Raw genomic sequence first — 19,388 nt, 5'->3', positions numbered from 1 at the left:
TATGGCGCCAACATGTAATTACGGCGCACAGGCAAACACCTCAGCCACCCACTGACGAAAACCGTCCACATCCAGCGCCAGCGCCACCTGCGCGTTGGCGGGCTGCCCCAGACGCCCTTCAATATCCACCACCGTGGTACCGGCGGTATATTGCCCCTGCGTTTCTACGGCCACAAAACAGGATTGCAGGGTAAAAAGCTCCGGACGCACCAGCCAGGCGATCGCGCAGAGATCGTGCATCCGGACGCCAGTGCGCATACTACCGCTGCGATAATGGTTGAACAGGCTGTGCAACATCTTACCGGTGCGATTCAGCGCGGGCAGTTTACTTAGAAAATCTGGCGAGAGCATTGCCTGATTCGTGACGTCCAGCCCACACATCACAATCTCAATGCCGCTACGAAATACGTGGGCGGCGGCCTCCGGATCGACAGCAATGTTAAATTCAGCATTAGGCGTAAAATTGCCGCGCCCTGCGGAACCGCCCATCAACACCAGACGGTGAATGTTACACGCACACTCCGGATAGTGCATCAGTAGCAACGCAATATTGGTCAATGGCCCAATCGCCACTAATGTCATGGGCTCCGGGGCGTTCATCAACACATCCCGGATAGCGATAAACGCAGGCTTCGCCAACGGTTGGCGCTGATGGTCGACAAAATCATAGCCTTCCATACCGGATTCGCCGTGGACGTATGCCGCATCGCGTAACGGACGCAGCAGCGGCGTCGCGGCCCCTTGTGCAAGTGGCACATCGGCGTCCCAGAAATGCAGAAGCTGCAACGCATTACGGGTGGTTTTTTCGACCGAAACGTTGCCGGCAACGGTGGTTATTAGTTGCAGATCCAGCTCGGGGGCGAACAGCGCAGCGGCAATCGCAGCCGCGTCATCAATGCCCGGATCGGTATCAAGAATAATGTGTAGGGATGCTGTCATTAACGCTCTCCTGACCTATTGTTTTATATCTTCATACTCAGCGCGACTGATACAGGTATCAGGCACATCGTCATCCGTCACCAGACGCGGACTTAGCTTATCACCTTCGATAAACGGAACTAATGGGCAAAAACGCCCTGGCGATGCTTTGTTTTCCTGCCACTGAATCTCAAGCGATTCGGGCTCAGCGCCGGGTTTTTCTGCCTGAATCACGGTACGAACATTACCGATTAGCCAAAAAGGTTGACACGTCCCATCAAGGCTAAGAGGCGGCGTCAAATGACCATTTTTACGTACTAGCGGATAAATAATACGCCCATCAGCGTAGGAAGGTGTCATGTAGCAGTTATACATTTTGCCTTTGCTTATCACAGGCTGAAAGTAGCTTTCACCGCGATCGATCAGTTCAATCGTTTTTCCTTTCCAGCGATACACATTGACGCCATGGCTGCAGCAACCGCCGCGCCAATAGCTGACAATCTGTTTATGTTCAGCATCGATCTCTGGTGAAGTGATTTCCTGATAAGACGCTGGCGCATCAACATAACGCTGTTTGGCGGGGTCATAGAGCCATGTTTGTACTGGAGCATCCGGCCCAGCAAGTAACTCTGTTACAATCGACAGATCCGGGTAGCCATCAAAATTGACATCCCCCCATTGAGGCATAAACGGGCTACAAGTGCCCACCGAGGCGGTATCTAAGGTCTGTATGAGTTTACCATCACGGTATAATTTTATCGCCGAAATGGCCGGCGTATTGCCGCAATCAATCTCTTTGGAAGGGTCGTAACCCCCTGCATCATTCGTGTTCGTGACCAGCACAATATCAGGGGAGTTTTTAGGTTTGAGGTAGATAAGGGCAACAGGAAAATGTCGTTTTTTATCTGCGGACGTCCATTCGCCTTTAATCTCACTGCTGGAGATTTCCGCATTCCAGTAACCCGAAAGCGCCTTTACGCGTTCTTCAAGATGTACCTCTTTATCCTGGAGTGAGCCGCGTAGAACAATCGCTGCCTTGTGCTGATTGCAAGGTTCATAGCAGTAATACCCATAAAGCGTGTTACCAAATCGCGTGATATTAACGTTTACCGGTTTCCCCGCGATAGTTCCGGTATAGTTTCGCTCCCAGGCGGGTAGCTCCAGCACCGTGGCGCTTGTTGCGTCCATCCAAAAGCCGATGGCGAGTAACGTTGGCAATCCATATTTTATTTTGCCCATTTCCCTTATCCCTGTAGGCATTACAACTAAAAAACCAGCAACGATTGTGCTGGTTTTTCAGATGAATAGCAAAAAGGTGGGGCATTAGCACCGGATGACGACTACGCCTTATTCTTCCTGTCGCACATTGAATATCAAAAGAAATTCTTAAGATCTGGTCAACGTAGCGTCATCGGGCAGATTTCTGAATTGTGAAATCTTATTCGACCTCACGAACATCCACACGCAGCTCTTTCGGCACTTCAAAAACAATATTTTCTTCGCGCCCCTCAAGCGTGACGGCTTCACCGCCGCCAAACTCGCGCAGACGCGCAATAACATTCTGCACCAGAATATCCGGCGCGGAAGCGCCAGCAGTGACGCCGACGCAGGCGGCTTCTTTCACCCACGCCTCCTGGATATCCGCCGCATCGTCGATAAGAAACGCGGTTCTTCCCATCCGTTGGGCCAGTTCCGCCAATCGGTTAGAGTTAGAAGAGTTTTTCGAGCCGACCACCAGCACCACGTCAGCCTGCTCCGCCAGCGCCCGCACCGCTTCCTGACGATTAGTAGTGGCATAGCAAATATCGTCTTTGCGCGGGCCGACGATTTTCGGAAAGCGTTTACGCAGCGCATCAATCACATCGGACGTATCGTCCACGGAAAGCGTGGTTTGCGTCATGAAGGAGAGCTTGCCTTCATTTTTGACATTCAGCGTCCAGACGTCCTCTGGCGACTCCACCAGGTACATCCCCCCTTCCGGGTTGCTGTACTGACCCATGGTGCCTTCCACTTCCGGGTGCCCGGCGTGGCCGATGAGAATAGATTCTTCACCGCGACGGCTGGCGCGCGCCACTTCCATATGGACTTTCGTCACCAGCGGGCAGGTGGCGTCAAAAACGGTAAGATCGCGGCTTTTCGCCTCGTTACGCACCGCCTGGGAAACCCCATGAGCGGAGAAAATCAGAATGGCGCCATCCGGCACTTCGCTAATTTGCTCTATAAAGATCGCCCCGCGCTTGCGCAGGCTGTCCACTACATAGCGGTTATGCACGACTTCGTGCCGAACGTAAATTGGCGCGCCGTAAATGGCGAGCGCATTTTCAACAATGCTGATAGCGCGGTCTACCCCGGCGCAAAAACCGCGTGGGTTGGCCAACAGGATCTGCATGTTTATGCCTCCAGCGCCGGATCGATTTCCAGCACTTCAATATCAAAGTGAACGGTATGCCCGGCCAGCGGATGGTTAAAATCAACGGTAATCGAGTCGCCGTTGATTTCGCGAATCACGCCAGGCATTTCGCTGCCATCCATTGCGGTAAAAAGCATAATCGCCCCGACTTCCGGTTCGCCCGCCGCCATAAACTCACGGCGCGAGAAATACTGGATCAAGTCCGGACTGGGGACGCCAAACGCGGCGTCAGGCTCCAGCGAAAACGCTTTCTTTTCCCCTTCTTTCAACCCCAGAAGCTGCTGCTCCAGACCTTCGGAAAGCGAGGTATCGCCAAGACGGAACAGGGCTGGCTTGCCGTTATTGCGGGTAGATTCCGCCGTTGAGCCATCATCCAGTTTCAGGGTGAAGTGAACGAGGATCGCGCTGTTGCTCTGTACGGATTTAGACATGCAAATTGCTCACGTGTTTTGCCCGGAGGCACAAAGAACGATAAAACCGTAGGCCGGATAAGGCGTTTTCACCGCCATCCGGCACCACGTTTGCCTGATGGCGCTGCGCTTATCAGGCCTACAAAACCGGATAAGCGCCACCCGGTATTTACGCTTATGCCTGTTCTTTCGCTGTCGGCTTCGGCAAAAAGCCTTCCAGTACAATCAGCGCCGCGCCGATACAGATCGCGCTATCGGCAAGGTTGAACGTCGCGAAATGCCAGTCGCCGACGTAAAAATCGATCATATCGACAACAAAGCCGTGCCACAGGCGGTCGAACAGGTTACCCAGCGCGCCGCCGATGATTAACGCATAAGCGATGTTATTCAGCTTCTGCGTCGCTTTCGAGCGATACATCATCACCAAAAGAATTACGCAGATACCTATCGCAATCCCGGCAAAGAACCAGCGCTGCCAGCCGCCGCTATCTGCCAGGAAGCTAAAAGCCGCGCCGTAGTTACGCGCATAATGCAGATTAAGCGACGGGAACAGCCCTACCGTATCCCCCAGAGCGAAATTCTGGAGGATCAGGTATTTGCTGCCCAAATCGATAATCAGCACGACTACTACCAGCCATAGCCAGCGTAGTCCTGTTGAACAGAGTGGTTTACTCATCAGGCAAATTTACGTTGTTCGCCATTACCGGCGATGTTGCTGACACAGCGTCCGCAGATATCTGCATGTTCCGCCACCTTGCCGACATCAGTAGTGTAGTGCCAGCAGCGCGGACACTTATCACCCTCGGCACGCGTTACCACTGCCTGAACTGTCGTATTACCAGCATTGTACTGAATATTTTCATCATCAATACCCCCCGCTTGCTCAGAAATCACGAACTGGGAAGTAATGAAGATAAATCTGACCTCTTCACCCAACAGTTTTAGCTTCTTGATCGTACCGTTAGCATCGTCAGCATATTTCAGCGTCACTTTTGCTTCCAGGTTCGATTTGATGCCATTGGCTTTCTGATTTTCCAGCTCTTTGTTGACCTGGTCCTTGATATAGCGGACATCGTCCCAGAATGCGTCATTAAATTCTTCATTCTCTTCCAGGCCAAACAACCCGTCGTACCATTCGCCGGTGAAGACATATTTTTCACGCTCGCCCGGCAGGTAGCCCCAGATTTCATCAGCCGTGAAGGACATGATCGGCGCCATCCAGCGAACCAGCGCCTCTGCGATATGATACAGCGCAGTCTGGCAGCTACGACGCGCGACGCTATCGGCCTTCGCGGTGTACTGGCGGTCTTTGATGATGTCGAGGTAGAACGAACCCATTTCAACGGAGCAGAAGCGCATCAGGCGCTGTACCACTTCATGGAAGTCGTAAGCTTCGTATGCCTTCAGAATCTCTTGCTGCGCTGTTTTCGCGCAGCCCACCGCCCACCTGTCCAGCACCACCATCTCTTCCGGTTTGACCATATCGGTGGCCGGATTGAAGCCATTGAGGTTCGCCAGCAGGAAGCGTGCGGTATTACGGATACGGCGATAGCTGTCGGCAGCGCGTTTGAGGATCTCGTCAGAGACCGCCATTTCGCCGGTATAGTCAGTAGACGCCACCCACAGACGCAGGATATCCGCGCCCAGTTTATTCATCACATCCTGCGGCGACACAGTGTTACCGATAGACTTGGACATCTTGCGCCCCTGACCATCGACGGTGAAACCGTGAGTCAGTACCTGGCGGTATGGCGCTTTGCCTTTCATCGCCACGCTAATCATCAGGGAAGACATAAACCAGCCGCGATGCTGGTCAGACCCTTCCAGATACATATCGGCAGCGTGACCGGCGAATTCCGGACGTGCATCAACCACGGAGTAACTGGTGGAACCGGAATCAAACCAAACGTCCAACGTATCCGGAACTTTCTCGTATTGATCGGCGTCTTCGCCGAGGATCTCTTTCGGGTCGAGATCCCACCACGCCTGGATACCGTCAACTTCGACGCGTTTCGCCACCTCTTCCATCGCCGCCAGAGTACGCTCAATCGGCAGCAGCTCCTGCGTTTCTTTATGCACGAACAGCGACATCGGTACGCCCCAGGTACGCTGACGTGAGATACACCAGTCAGGACGATTAGCGACCATTGATTCAATACGCGCCTGACCCCAGTCCGGGATCCACTGAACGCCTTTGATCTCTTTCAGGGACTGTTGACGAAGCCCTTCTTTATCCATGCTGACGAACCACTGCGGGGTCGCGCGGAAAATGATCGGCGTTTTGTGACGCCAACAGCACGGATAGCTGTGCTGCATTTTTTCGACATGCAGTAGCGCGCCTTTTTCTTTCAGCAGTTCAATAACGATATCGTTCGCTTTGAAGACGTTAACACCGTCAAGCGTTGGATATGTGCCTGGCAGGTAAGCGCCGTCCGGCCCAACCGGGTTAGCGGTTTCCAGGCCATACTTTTGGCCGATCACGTAGTCATCCGGGCCGTGGCCAGGGGCGGTATGTACCGCGCCGGTACCGGCGTCCAGGGTGACGTGATCGCCGAGGATCGCCGGCACGTCAAAGCCCATAAACGGATGGGTAAAGCGCAGCAGTTCCAGCTCCGCGCCTTTAACGGTGCCGAGAATGGTGTATTCAGCCGCGCCAATACGCTGCATGACGCTTTCAACCAGATCTTTCGCCAGAATCACCGCCTGGCCGTCAATCTGCACCAGCGCATAATCAAAGTCCGGCGCCAGGGAAATCGCGCGGTTAGCTGGCAGAGTCCACGGCGTGGTGGTCCAGATAACCAGCGACACAGGGCCGCTCACGCCCGGCAGACCAAACTTCGCTTTCACCGCATCCTGATCGACGGCGCGGAACGCCACGTCGATAGACGGTGACGTTTTGTCGTAATATTCAACTTCCGCTTCCGCCAGCGCGGAACGGCAGTCAACGCACCAGTGCACCGGCTTAGCGCCTTTGTGCAGATGACCGTTTTTGATAATTCTGCCCAGCGCGCGGATGATGTTGGCTTCGGTTTTGAAGTCCATGGTCAGGTACGGATGCGACCAGTCGCCCAACACGCCCAGACGAATGAAGTCTTTACGCTGGCCGTCAACCTGCGTAGCGGCATATTCGCGGCACTTAGCGCGGAATTCAGCGGCGGTGAATTTCTCGCCCGGCTTACCGAACTCCTGCTCGACTTTCAGCTCGATAGGCAGACCGTGACAGTCCCAGCCCGGCACGTAAGGCGAGTCAAATCCCGACAGTCCTTTGGACTTCACGATAATGTCTTTCAGAATCTTGTTAACTGAGTGACCAATATGAATGCTGCCATTCGCATATGGAGGGCCATCATGCAGAATGAAGGTTTTTTTGCCTTTTTTGGCCGCACGAATGATGCCGTACAGATCATCATCGGTCCAACGCGCCAGCATTCCCGGTTCACGCTTGGCGAGGTCGCCGCGCATCGGGAACCCTGTTTCCGGCAAATTCAGGGTCGATTTATAGTCACTCATCAGATTCTCGGTTCCGTATTTCGGTTTGATAAACACCGTCAGGGTTACACCTGCCCGGCTAGCCCAAAAAACTTGCGGGCCGTTAACTCATCGCGTGCGATTTGCGCTTTTAGCTCATCAAGCGACGCAAATCGCTGCTCATTACGTATCTTTTTACGCAGTATTACATCTATATGGCGACCGTAGAGGTCCATTACAACGTCCAGCAGATGCACTTCCAGTTGTTGACGCACGCCAGCCACCGTTGGACGAGTGCCAATGTTCGCTACACCGGGTAACGGCTTATCGCCAAGCCCGGTGACTTCCACCGCATAGACCCCTTTGACCGGGGAGACCTGACGGCGCAGCGGTAAGTTCGCCGTCGGGAAGCCAATGGTACGTCCCAGCTCGTCGCCATGAACGACACGCCCGGAAATAGTAAAGGGATGTCCCAGCAGGCTTTCGGCAAGCGCCAGGTTATCCTCCGCCAGCGCCTGTCTCACTGCGGTACTACTGATACGCACGCCGCCTTCACAAAAGGTTTGGGTGCTGGAAACCGCAAAACCATACTCCGCCCCCGCCTTCTGTAATAACAAGAAATCGCCCGCACGGCTAGCACCAAAGCGGAAATCATCGCCGACGGCAAGAAATTGCACGCCAAGTCGCTCCACCAGCAGTTCGCTGATAAACGTTTGCGCCGTCAAAGCGGCAAAGCGGCGATCGAATTTCACGCACAGCACATAGTCCACGCCGCACTGCGCAAGGTAATGCAGTTTTTCACGCAGGCGCGTCAGGCGAGCGGGCGCTTTATCCGTCGCGAACAGCTCCAGCGGCTGCGGTTCGAAAATCATGACCACCACCGGCAGACCGCGTCTGCGTCCTTCTTCCTGCAAACCCTGCAGTAGAGCGCGATGCCCCCGATGTACGCCGTCGAAATTACCAATGGTCAGCACACACCCATGCGGGGCCTGACTGAGATTATGTATGCCGCGTATCAGCTTCATGTCTGACTCAAAACAGTGAAAATCGCAAGAGTATACCTTGTACAGCGGTCAAGGTTAACCGACTATTGCCCTGATGAAACATAAAGAAGATGCTTTTCATCGCCATGCGGCAAACTCCGCCCCAAAACCCGCCGCTTAATGCAATTTTTCTCATGGAAAGGCTGTATTCACAGCACGCAAGCTGGTAGAATCCTGCGCCATCACTACGCAACGAGTGCTGCAATTTAAACGGCGCTTATTTGCACAAATCCATTGACAAAAGAAGGCTAAAAGGGCATATTCCTCGGCCTTTGAATTGTCCATATAGAACACATTTGGGAGTTGGACCTTGGCTAATATCAAATCAGCTAAGAAGCGCGCCGTTCAGTCTGAAAAGGCTCGTAAGCACAACGCAAGCCGTCGCTCTATGATGCGTACTTTCATCAAGAAAGTATACGCAGCTATCGAAGCTGGCGACAAAGCTGCTGCACTGAAAGCATTTAACGAAATGCAACCGATCGTGGACCGTCAGGCTGCTAAAGGTCTGATCCACAAAAACAAAGCTGCACGTCATAAAGCTAACCTGACTGCACAGATCAACAAACTGGCTTAATCGCCTGCTTGTTATCAGCTTTGTAGAAAAACCCGCGTAAAGCGGGTTTTTTTATGCCTGCTATCTGCCGTTTTGCTCGACAACCGCTGGCTCTGACCTCACTCGTTCACGCTCTTCCTGACCAGCCTATTTTTTCAGCTACCCCTCCCTCAGTCACGTAATACTTGAAAGTTATTTTCTTTCACTGTTTTCCTTTTCTTATTTCATTACTGAAAAAACTGTGACCACCTTAGCAAATAAAAACATCGCTCATTCAAAAACTAATAAACGCAATCCTGATGTAAGATTTAATAATTGATTGATGCCGTCGGGTTAACTACTTTTCATGTACACCTTACTTACTCATTTTAATCTGAGGTTAAATTCAAAAACGACATAAAAATAATATTCAAAACTTGCTTAGAAAGTAGAGGTTGTTTTTCTGGGCGTATCGTACCAATATCGGAGTTATCATTATGAGTTCTGTCATTGAGGATACCCAGCCTTCCGGGTCAGCATCATTGTCTTTACTACAGCGTATTAGCTACGGCTCTTTGGATGTGGCGGGTAATCTGCTGTACTGCTTCGGTTCAACGTACATTTTATATTTCTACACAGACGTTGCGGGCATTAGCCTTGCCGTAGCAGGCGTTATCCTGCTGCTGGCGCGTATTATCGATGGCATAGACGCCCCCATATGGGGGATCATCATCGATAAAACGCGTTCACGCTACGGTAAATGTCGTCCCTGGTTTTTATGGTTACCGCTGCCTTTTGCGGTATTCAGCGCGCTGTCATTTTGGTCTCCTGATATCAGTATGACAGGAAAAGCCATCTATGCAGCAATATCTTATATGATTGCCAGCATTCTATTTACCGGACTTAATACACCACTCAGTGCAATATTACCCCTGATGACCTTATCTCCCAAGGAAAGACTGGTTTTAAATTCCTGGCGAATGACCGGTGGGCAAATTGGGGTTTTATTAATGAACGCGACCGCCTTGCCATTAGTCGCTTTTTTAGGTAACGGTGATGATCACGCTGGTTTTATTTATACGGCAATTACGTTTGCCATTATATCCTGCGCGCTAACGCTCTTTGCGTTTAAAAACATTCGTGAAATGGATACGGATAAAATACAGCATGAACCTAAGTTGCCGATGAAAAAAAGTTTCGCGGCGATGAAAGGTAACTGGCCGTGGATCCTGATGGTGCTGGCTAATCTGATCTTCTGGATTGCCCTACAGCAGCGTAACACGACCATTGTCTATTATCTGACCTACAACCTCGACCGTAAAGATCTGGTACCGCTGATTAACAGCCTGGCGACGATTCAGATCCTGTTTATCATCGCTATCCCCTTCTTTAGCAAATACCTGGCTAAAACCTGGATATGGGTAGGCGGTCTGCTGGTCGCCACGTTTGGCGGCGTCATGATGTGGCTGGCAGCGGACAACATTACTTTCCTCATCGCCGCCTGGATACTCGGCAATATCGGCAGCGGTATCGCCTGCTCAATGCCGTTTGCCATGCTGGGCTTCGCCGTTGATTTTGGCGCCTGGAAGACCGGTATTAAGGCTACCGGCATTCTTATCGCCTTCGGCAGTACCTTCTGCATCAAGATGGGTAGTGGCCTCGGCACCGCTTTCGCCGCCTGGATCATGAACAGTTTTGGCTATGTCCCCAACCATGCCCAGAGTGCTGCGGGTCTGGAGGGCATTATCTGGGCCTTTATCTGGGCACCCGCCCTACTCTTCGCGCTCGCAGCGATCCCACTACTTTTCTTTCGCAAATACGAAGCGATGGAAGAGAAGATTCGCCACGATCTGGAAACCGTCAACTCATAACGTTCTTTACCTTCACCCTCGAATATGGGAGGCACCACCATGCCATTTATGCAACAAGACCCGCGTCGTCTGGTCTGGCAGCAAAACGATCGCTATTTATGGATTGAACCCTGGGGCGAGAACAGCCTGCGCGTACGCAGCGGCCGTCATCTGCCGGTAATGAGAAATGAAGACTGGGCATTGACTGAGCCAGTCGCAGAAAGCCAGTGCCACATTGATTATGAGCACCACCAGGCAACGCTGACCAACGGCAAAATTATCGCTATCGTCAATCAAAAAGGACAGGTTACCTTTTACCGCCATCCACACAAACCCCTGTTGCAGGAGTTCTGGCGCCTGCGGGGCGAAATTGGCGAGGATGAATCATCTCACGGCCAGTACGTCAGCGCACTCAATCTTGAGGGACGCGAGTTCCGCCCTATTCCGGGTGGGAAATATTCACTGAAAGCCCGCTTCGAAGCCACCGAAGGGGAAAAAATTTATGGTATGGGGCAGTATCAACAGGCCAACCTGGATCTCAAAGGATGCGTGCTTGAGCTGGCGCAACGTAACTCCCAGGCCTCAGTACCGTTTATGCTCTCCAGTCTGGGCTACGGATTTTTATGGAACAACCCGGCAGTCGGACGCGTAACCTTTGCCCAAAACGTTACCGAATGGGAAGCGCAGGTCAGCGAACAGCTGGACTACTGGATCACGGCTGGCGATACCCCGGCAGAAATTAGCCGGGCTTACGCGCTGGCTACCGGCACGCCGCCGATGATGCCGGACTACGCCATGGGCTTCTGGCAGTGCAAACTCCGTTATCGTACGCAGGAAGAGCTGCTGGAGGTCGCCCGCGAATATAAGCGCCGCAATCTGCCTATCTCAGTGATCGTAATCGACTTCTTTCACTGGCCGAATCAGGGTGACTGGATGTTCGATGCGCGCGACTGGCCCGATCCTGATGCCATGATTGCCGAGCTGAAATCGCTGGGAATTGAGCTGATGGTCTCCGTCTGGCCGACGGTGGATAACCGTACCGAAAGCTATCGGGAGATGCGCGAAAACGGCTGGCTGGTACAAACGGAACGTGGCTTGCCGATCAATATGGATTTCCTCGGCAATACCACTTACTTTGATACGACTCATCCGGGCGCGCGCGACTACGTCTGGGGCAAAGCCAAACGCAACTATTACGATAAAGGCGTGAAGTTATTCTGGTTAGATGAAGCCGAACCTGAGTTCAGCGTTTACGACTACGACAACTATCGCTACCATGCCGGGCCGGTACTGGAAGTGGGCAATATCTACCCACGTATGTACGCTAAAACCTTTTTTGACGGCATGAAAGCCGATGGCGAAGACCAGGTTATCAACCTGCTACGCTGCGCCTGGGCCGGCAGTCAGAAGTTCGGCGCACTGGTCTGGTCAGGTGATATTCACTCCTCGTTTAGATCGCTACGCAACCAGTTTGCCGCCGGACTCAATATGGGAATCGCGGGGATACCGTGGTGGACGACGGATATCGGCGGTTTCCATGGCGGTAATATTCACGACCCGAAATTCCATGAATTGCTGATTCGCTGGTTCCAGTGGGGCGTCTTTAGCCCGGTGATGCGTCTGCACGGCAACCGCGATCCGCAGATTTTACCCGCACAACCGTATCGGGATGGTATCGCCCAGTGCCCTACAGGTGCGCCGAACGAGGTCTGGAGCTACGGTGAGGAAGTATGCGAGGTACTGACAGGTTGCCTGGCGTTGCGAGAAAAACTCAAGCCCTATATCAAAGCGCTGATGGAGGAAACCCATAAGCACAATACGCCAGTGATGCGCCCCCTGTTCTTTGAATTCCCCGAACAGGAAACAAGTTGGGCAATCACCGACCAGTATTGTTTTGGTCCTGACCTGCTGATCGCCCCCGTCATGCATGAAGGTATGCGCGAACGTGATATCTGGCTACCGGAAGGGGAAACATGGACGGATCTTGCGACCGGTGAAAGCTATTCAGGAGGGCAGACGCTGCAGTACGCTACGCCACTGAACAGAATTCCGGTGTTTATCCGCGAAGGTGGGCAGTACCGTAGCCTACTGAACTTGTAGAATGATTCCGGCTGCGGGCTAGTTCCGCAGCCGGAAGTATTACGGTAGGTACGTCTACTGTAGTTTAAACAACGCCGAGTAGTCCGCATTGCAAATACGCTGCACCGCCGGATGCTGGATCATTCTCTCGGCAAAAATCGCATGATATTCTTCCATGACATTCTCCACGCGCCCAATCTCTATTACCGACTCATCGGCATAAAAATCCAGCGAATAAAGGCTCGGCGCCACAAAAATCGCATCGTGCGTCGCGCCAAACGCCTTCATTAAGGCCGCGTCATCAAATTCACCGAGGATCTCAACCTGCAACCCCTGCGAATTAAACCAGTTCAACAATTTACGCCCCAGCATTGAGCGCCGTCCCGGCACCAGCAACCGTCGCTCTTCCAGGCAGGCAGGGAACGCTTTTTCAGGAAGCGGATTCGTACACCAGAAACTGACGCTGCATTCGCCGATTTTGACTGAGAATAGCCCCTCCTGCTGCGTGGAATCTATCGGGCAGTCGGAGATAATCATATCCAGCTTGTGCTGGCTGAGCTGTTCGAGCAACATTTCGTGCGTCGACTCGAAGCAACGCAGATGTATGGGTTCGTCTACCACCACCGCCGCATCCAGAACGCTGCTGACCAGACGCTTGGATAAAGCATCGGCGACGCCGACATCAAACAACAGGTTTGATTCTTTGCGGTAATTGACGATATCCAGCATCTCCTGGCTTAGCGTAAACATTTTGTCCGCATAGCGAAAAACCAGCTCGCCCAGTTCGCTGGGTTCAAGACCGCGTCCCTTACGTTTAAATAGCTTCCCCTGTAAACGCTCTTCCAGGGCTTTAATTTGACCAGTAATGGTTTGCGGCGTCAGAAAAAGCGCCTCTGCGGCACCCACGACAGAACCTTCTTTATAGACATGCCAGAAGTAATAAAGATGGTTGTAGTTAATATGAGACATGCTCATTCCTCTCCCTGTTCAATGTCGCAAGGGAGCGATACATCGCTCCCCCTTTCCTTCGTACTGATTATGCCGGCGCGTTCAAACGCGCGCGCAACCAGCTATACCCCACCACTGCGGAGAGCAATGAACCAATCAAAATGCCCAATTTCGCCCAGTTAATAAGTTCCGGATCGACATTGCCAAATGCCAGGCTGGCGATAAAGATGGACATCGTAAAGCCAATGCCACACAAAATGCCGACCGCCATGATTTGCTGATAAGTGGTCCCTTGCGGCAGATGCGCCAGCTTGAAACGCAGCGCCAGCCAGCAAAACAGGCTAATCCCCAGCGGCTTACCAATCAGCAGACCGGCAATAATTCCCAACGGCAGCATGGAGGTCAGACCGTCAATCGTGACGCCCTGAAGAGAAACGCCGGCATTCGCAAAAGCGAAGAGCGGCAGGATCAGGTACGCGACCCACGGGTGCAGAACATGCTCCAGACGCTTGGCCGGCGAGCGACCGTGTTTTTCTTTCAGCGGAATAAAGAAACCGACTATGACGCCTGCCAGCGTCGCGTGAACGCCGGACTTCAGTACCGCCGTCCACAGCACTGCCCCGACCAGAATATATACCCCTGTCCGTCTGACGCCGCACAGATTCAGCAGCGCCAGCACGGCAATCGCGAACGCCGCCACGCCCAGCGAGACGATAGAAAGATCGCTGGTATAAAACAGTGCGATAATAACGATGGCGCCGAGATCATCGATGATCGCCAGCGCCATCAGGAATATTTTCAGCGCCAGCGGAACCCGGCTGCCCAACAGCGCCAGCACGCCCAGCGCAAAGGCGATATCCGTCGCGGCAGGAATAGCCCAGCCCTCGCGAGTGACCGGATCGGAGTAGTTAAAGGCCAGATAGAGCAATGCCGGTACAATCATCCCGCCGATGGCGGCAATCACCGGAAAAGCGGCCTGGCGCAGACTGGCTAACGAGCCTTGCATCAGTTCGCGCTTAACTTCCAGGCCAATCAACAGGAAAAACACGGCCATCAGCGCATCGTTGATCCACAGCAGCATGTTTTTGTTGATTTCAAGCGCCCCAACCCGTAGCTGAACCGGCGTCTCCAGAAAATCATGATACCATCCACTGGTCGCGCCCATATTGGCCATCAGCATAGCCAGCGCAGCGGCGATGATGAGAATGATGCCCCCAGAGGCATCGCTGCTAAAAAATCGGTGCAGATGTTTCACTTTTTATTCTCTCAATCAGGTGAATTCTTCGAATCTACTATCTTACCTCGCCTGACTCATCGTTAAAATTAGATTATATATGATGAATAGCTCGTTTTTTACGAAATGAAGTCCGACTTACGCCGGACTTTTTTAGTGCAGTCAGTCATTGATGATAGACCGCTACGCGTACAGATCCATTTTATACACCCGGAAACTGGTAATATCGTAGCGATAGCCTTCCCCGTTCGTTTCCGCGTTTTTGTAGTAACCTGACGTCATGGTCGCTTCAAAAAGCACGGTTTTCTCCATAGGCGCAATCTCCTGTAAAATTAGCAGCCCCATCGCCTCACTGCCCGCCTGCGGATCGATAATATCGCTCTCGCCAGGCTGGCAAGAGATGGCGCGGCCATTTTCATCAAACGTGCAGTCGGCAAAATGCACCACAATATTGCCATTCTGCTGGATCGCTTTCGCGCTAACGCAGCTACTATAGCCACGCGCGCCCAGCTCCTTGCCGTATTCAAATGGCCGCATAACGGTCATCTCATTCATATTCACCACGAAATGGACAATGCGGCTGTAGTTATCCGCCGGTAACAGACTTTTGCTGTCATCACGCGAACGGTAGTTACCGTTATCAAATACCATAAACTCCACCATGCCCGGCGTATTATTGGCGATTTCAACGACGTTATGCTGGCCCCACGTCCAAAAGTCACGGTCAGCCGCGTCGATATCCTCCTGTTTGCTAAAGTCGTAAAGCGCCACACCCTCACTGTCGACCGGGGTTAAAAGATAAGGCTGATAAGCGTCGTCCCAGTCTTCATGCGTTGACAAAATAAAGCGTAGCGCTTGCGTTTGCAGATCGACGCCAAACACCGCGCTCTGATGACGCCCGGACGCAATTAACAACTGATTCGTCTCATTCACGTAGCTCTGGTTTATGTGCAGCCAGTCTTTAACCGTCGGGTCTTCTCCCGGCGCCGTACCTGAAGGACGGGAAACCCGCGTCGTATCCAGCACTTTCGCCATATCGTAGTAAGCGGTCTCCAGCCCGGTAGTCAGATCGACAACCGATACGCCGTCTTCATTGGTTTTCAAATCGTCGGGCCGACCCGAGGTATATTCAGAGGGCGCAACAATGGTATTGCTATCCCACGGCCAGATAGAATGGTGAAATTGATTATCGAGATTATAGAATGTGTGAAGACGCCCCATCATGTCGAACTCATACATATCCAGATAGGTATTTTTCGCTTCTGAAGTAGTGAGGAAATGGCCATTATCAATTCGAACAAAATTATAAGACGGATAATCCTGAGTAACGTACCAGCGCACCAGACCATTCTGATCTAATGCGTAATTATAGCGATCGAAATGCGTAATAAAATAAAACCCTGGCGCCATCTTGTCCGCATCGGTAGCAGGTTGCGTCACGTTGATAATCGGAAAACCTAATACGACTTCCGCGGAATCTACCGGCGGTAACGGCTGTGTGGTGAGCGTATAGACGGCAAGCGGCGTATCTGCCTGAGAAAAGACAATATGGTTTTCAGTCTCCGCTACCAGCCCCAGAACCGGCAACAGATTTGCGCCTGGCGTAAGGGTGTAAAGATGTTCTACCGGCATCACCGTTTTTGCCGCATCCTGGACCGTGACTATGATCTCAGCCGGTTCCAGACTCCAGACGCCGGCATAAGAGCTTAAAGGCGCCGTGCCGTAAGGGTCTAACAACATCAGCGCATTTTCTACCGTATTCTCTTGCGTGACCTGCGCAAGGCAATTTTCATAAATAGCAGTATGGTTAAGCACCATTTCATTATTGATATCGATACCCTGATTAATCGCCGGACGCGGCGCAGGAAGGACAACAGACGTTGCAGTTAACGTATTCATGATAAATCTCCAGTGTATTAATCTCATCGCCCCTCATGGGGACCACGAAAATTAATACTCTGGATTTTTAAGCCGTCCGAATAAAATACCGCAACAACACCTCATCACACTTTTTATTTTAGCAATTCAGTTACGTGAAGCGTTATATTCAAATTTTAGGTAATCCAGTACGGCAACAACATTGCCAGGAGACATCCGGTTAAGATGCGGCAGGAAGGGATGGTTGTGAACATAGCGAATAAACGCCGTCGCGCTATTTAACGTTGCATGGCGTAACAAACTCACCTTTTTATTTCCTGTGAGATTGCATACCGCCATCGCATAATCCCGTGTGGAAAATGTACGCCAGACGTTGTTGCGAATTCCGCCGCTCAAAAACAACCGTGGAGGGAGATCGCGCTTGGGCGGCGTAACGCCTCTTTCACGCACAAACGAAATATGGCAGCGACCCTGACGAAGATAGCTAAAATTCGCCATCATACAGCCGCCCAGAATGAAGCATTCGTGATCGAGATAATGCTGGACATTCAGGGAGCGCTCATCCGTCAACGCCTGAACCAACTCAAAATGTCGATAAGCAGGTAATACGGGTTTTACTAACATCCCCGGATCGTTTTTATATAAAATGGCGGGGCCGTAATCCACATCAAATAATACATTACGGCGCATGGTCATCGCCTCTTTTCGCTGCACCAGATGCGCCAGCGTGCCGGACGGGAGTCGTTCTTCGTAATCAGAATGATATTGATAATCCGCTTCCACCGGTTGTGCGGAGTAATTCGTTGAGATCGCGACGACCTTACCGCTCTCTTCTTCCGCCGTCACCAACACGTATAAGCTGCTGTCGCCGCCGTTAAATTTCACGCGAAACGCCCGCGTGCTCATAGCGATGTCAAACGCGGGAAACACAAAATCGCGTTCCGCTTGATTAGCGCGACGGGACAGTTTTTGTAATTCGCGGCTAAAACCCGTGCTGTCTATCGCCAGCGCCGCGCGTATTTCAACTAGCGACGCTCCTTCGCCAATCAACGTGGCAAGGTTCTCTTGTCTGGCGTCGCTTCTGATAGCGGTATAGGAGATGAACGTTTTATTACACTGGCGGCAATACATACGCCGTTCACCTTTAGTGGAAAATCCATATTTTTTCAGCGACGTCCCGCCACAATGCGGACAGGACTTCACCAGACCTTTCCAGGGTTGATTCGCCGCCTGGCGAAAAAGATTAAGCGATCTGGCTGAGATAATGGGGAACAAAAAACCGCACGCTCGACAGAGAACATTTTTCCCTTGCGGTAGATAGTCTGGACTCCCCAGAATCCCCAGATTTTTGCAGCCTGGCGTTTTGCAAGCATCGACATTAATGTGAGAAAACATATTCACTCCCTGCGAATACTACCTTCAAACAAATATTGACTTTATTTCTGCAGGTGAGATGCCTTTTTCATACAGGGTTCGCATGGCACTCATCGCCGTCGCGGTATGCGAGAAAAAAGCCTGATAACCTGCACACAGATAGTTATGATTGGTTGCGCCTGACGCGGAGGGTAAAAAACGATGTTTCGGACAGCCGCCATAGCAGGCGAACTTCCATTGACAGCGATGGCACTCCTGCGCCATTGAATTCTGTTTATCGCTGCCGAACTGGCGATTTTGTTCGCCCTGATTCATTTGACGCAGCGTCTTCTGGTGGATATTCCCCAGTTTAAATTGCGGATATACGAAGTGATCGCAGTTATAAACATCGCCGTTCATTTCCATCGCAAACGCGCTGCCGCAGGTGGGAGCAAAAACGCAAACCTGCGGCGGCAGGCCGCACCAGGCCGCCAGCGTCTGTTCAAATAGCTGGATGCCGATATCGCCGATATCCTCACGGATCCAGACATCAAATACCGCATTCAGAAACTGACCAAATTGCAGGCTATCGACCGACCACGGCGTCATCGCGATATGTTTATCCTGCGGCTGCGCCAGCCCATTTTCCCCGCATCGTTCAACTAAAGGGATAAATTGCATATAGCGGCTACCAATGCTTTTCAGGTAGCGATAGACCTGAACAGGATGGTGCATATTGGTACGGTTAACCACCGTGAGGGTATTAAATTCCACGTCGTGCTGCGCCAGACAACGCACCGCATTTTCTACTTTTTCATGCGTCGGCTTTCCGGAGCGCGTCACTCGCCATTCATCGTGTAACGCGGCATCGCCATCAATAGAGACGCCAACCAGAAAATCATGCTCCCGGAAGAAGGTCGCCCAGTCGTCGTTGATCAGGATGCCGTTAGTCTGGAAGGTATTGACGATGGTTTTGCCGCCACAATAGCGCTGCTGAAATTCAACGGCTTTACGATAAAACGGGATGCCCATTAATGTGGGTTCCCCGCCCTGCCACGCAAAAATGACCTCATCAATATCCTGTGCGGCAATCTGCTGCCTGATGAAGAGTTCGAGGGTCTCTTCCGACATTTTGTAATGGTTTTTTCGATCCGGATAGAGCTTTTCTTTCTCCAGATAAAAACAGTACTTGCAGTCAAGGTTACACACCGATCCGGTTGGTTTAACCATGACCTGACAACTTTTCCCAAACATCATTACCTTCC

At 52.0% G+C, this 19,388-nt stretch carries 16 protein-coding genes; 3 read left to right on the top strand and 13 right to left on the bottom strand.

Going from position 1 to position 19,388, the window contains the following annotated elements; genetic code table 11:
• Nucleotides 1–18: 18 nt before the first annotated feature.
• The 8 genes from rihC to EOS97_RS13750 all read right to left on the bottom strand — a co-directional run bounded on the left by rihC (nucleotide 19) and on the right by EOS97_RS13750 (nucleotide 8,454).
• Nucleotides 19–939, bottom strand: a complete 921-nt coding sequence (gene rihC / locus EOS97_RS13785; RefSeq protein WP_000127271.1) for a ribonucleoside hydrolase RihC — start codon at nucleotides 937–939, stop codon at nucleotides 19–21.
• A gap of 15 nt (nucleotides 940–954) precedes the next feature.
• Nucleotides 955–2,157, bottom strand: a complete 1,203-nt coding sequence (locus tag EOS97_RS13780) for a hypothetical protein (RefSeq protein ID WP_020898360.1) — start codon at nucleotides 2,155–2,157, stop codon at nucleotides 955–957.
• A gap of 199 nt (nucleotides 2,158–2,356) precedes the next feature.
• Nucleotides 2,357–3,307, bottom strand: coding sequence for a 4-hydroxy-3-methylbut-2-enyl diphosphate reductase (gene ispH, locus EOS97_RS13775; protein ID WP_001166422.1), 951 nt, complete (start codon nucleotides 3,305–3,307; stop codon nucleotides 2,357–2,359).
• Between the two features lie 2 nt (nucleotides 3,308–3,309).
• Nucleotides 3,310–3,759, bottom strand: coding sequence for an FKBP-type peptidyl-prolyl cis-trans isomerase (gene fkpB, locus EOS97_RS13770; protein ID WP_000047269.1), 450 nt, complete (start codon nucleotides 3,757–3,759; stop codon nucleotides 3,310–3,312).
• A 154-nt stretch (nucleotides 3,760–3,913) separates the two neighbouring features.
• Entirely contained in the window at nucleotides 3,914–4,414 is a 501-nt protein-coding gene (gene lspA / locus EOS97_RS13765) for a signal peptidase II (RefSeq protein ID WP_000042736.1), read from the bottom strand.
• Entirely contained in the window at nucleotides 4,414–7,248 is a 2,835-nt protein-coding gene (gene ileS / locus EOS97_RS13760; RefSeq protein WP_001674865.1) for an isoleucine--tRNA ligase, read from the bottom strand. Before ileS ends, lspA begins: the two co-directional genes overlap by 1 nt.
• A 44-nt stretch (nucleotides 7,249–7,292) precedes the next feature.
• A complete protein-coding gene (gene ribF / locus EOS97_RS13755) occupies nucleotides 7,293–8,231 on the bottom strand; it encodes a bifunctional riboflavin kinase/FAD synthetase (protein WP_000767311.1) in 939 nt (312 codons plus the stop codon).
• Between the two features lie 7 nt (nucleotides 8,232–8,238).
• Entirely contained in the window at nucleotides 8,239–8,454 is a 216-nt protein-coding gene (locus EOS97_RS13750) for a DUF2575 family protein (RefSeq protein ID WP_001726890.1), read from the bottom strand.
• A 105-nt stretch (nucleotides 8,455–8,559) separates the two neighbouring features.
• On the opposite strand from EOS97_RS13750, the gene rpsT reads away from it, so the two are divergent.
• The 3 genes from rpsT (at nucleotide 8,560) to EOS97_RS13735 (ending at nucleotide 12,731) form a co-directional block, all read left to right on the top strand.
• Nucleotides 8,560–8,823: a 30S ribosomal protein S20 gene (gene rpsT / locus EOS97_RS13745; RefSeq protein WP_001518655.1), complete on the top strand. Its 264-nt coding sequence runs from the start codon at nucleotides 8,560–8,562 to the stop codon at nucleotides 8,821–8,823.
• A gap of 455 nt (nucleotides 8,824–9,278) precedes the next feature.
• Nucleotides 9,279–10,652, top strand: a complete 1,374-nt coding sequence (locus EOS97_RS13740; protein ID WP_000099989.1) for an MFS transporter — start codon at nucleotides 9,279–9,281, stop codon at nucleotides 10,650–10,652.
• Between the two features lie 39 nt (nucleotides 10,653–10,691).
• Nucleotides 10,692–12,731 carry a TIM-barrel domain-containing protein gene (locus EOS97_RS13735; protein WP_001116439.1) on the top strand — a complete coding sequence of 680 codons (2,040 nt, stop codon included), beginning with the start codon at nucleotides 10,692–10,694 and terminating at the stop codon, nucleotides 12,729–12,731.
• A gap of 54 nt (nucleotides 12,732–12,785) precedes the next feature.
• Here EOS97_RS13735 and nhaR read toward each other — a convergent pair whose 3' ends face one another.
• The 5 genes from nhaR to EOS97_RS13710 form a co-directional block, all read right to left on the bottom strand.
• Entirely contained in the window at nucleotides 12,786–13,685 is a 900-nt protein-coding gene (gene nhaR / locus EOS97_RS13730) for a transcriptional activator NhaR (RefSeq protein ID WP_000062872.1), read from the bottom strand.
• A gap of 61 nt (nucleotides 13,686–13,746) precedes the next feature.
• Nucleotides 13,747–14,913 carry a Na+/H+ antiporter NhaA gene (nhaA, locus tag EOS97_RS13725; RefSeq protein ID WP_000681340.1) on the bottom strand — a complete coding sequence of 389 codons (1,167 nt, stop codon included), beginning with the start codon at nucleotides 14,911–14,913 and terminating at the stop codon, nucleotides 13,747–13,749.
• A gap of 162 nt (nucleotides 14,914–15,075) precedes the next feature.
• A complete protein-coding gene (locus EOS97_RS13720; protein WP_001094811.1) occupies nucleotides 15,076–16,791 on the bottom strand; it encodes an aryl-sulfate sulfotransferase in 1,716 nt (571 codons plus the stop codon).
• Nucleotides 16,792–16,917: 126 nt separating this feature from the next.
• Complete coding sequence (locus tag EOS97_RS13715; protein ID WP_001055834.1) at nucleotides 16,918–18,171, bottom strand: hypothetical protein; 1,254 nt, start codon at nucleotides 18,169–18,171, stop codon at nucleotides 16,918–16,920.
• An 18-nt stretch (nucleotides 18,172–18,189) separates the two neighbouring features.
• On the bottom strand, nucleotides 18,190–19,380 hold the full coding sequence (locus EOS97_RS13710; protein ID WP_127836162.1) for an anaerobic sulfatase maturase: 1,191 nt from the start codon (nucleotides 19,378–19,380) through the stop codon (nucleotides 18,190–18,192).
• Between the last annotated feature and the right edge of the window lie 8 nt (nucleotides 19,381–19,388).

The organism is Salmonella sp. SSDFZ54, assembly GCF_004010735.1.
GTDB classification, from domain to species: Bacteria; Pseudomonadota; Gammaproteobacteria; order Enterobacterales; family Enterobacteriaceae; genus Salmonella; species Salmonella enterica.
The sequence above is the reverse complement of the archived record's forward strand: the minus strand, read 5'-3'. Positions and strand labels throughout refer to the sequence as shown.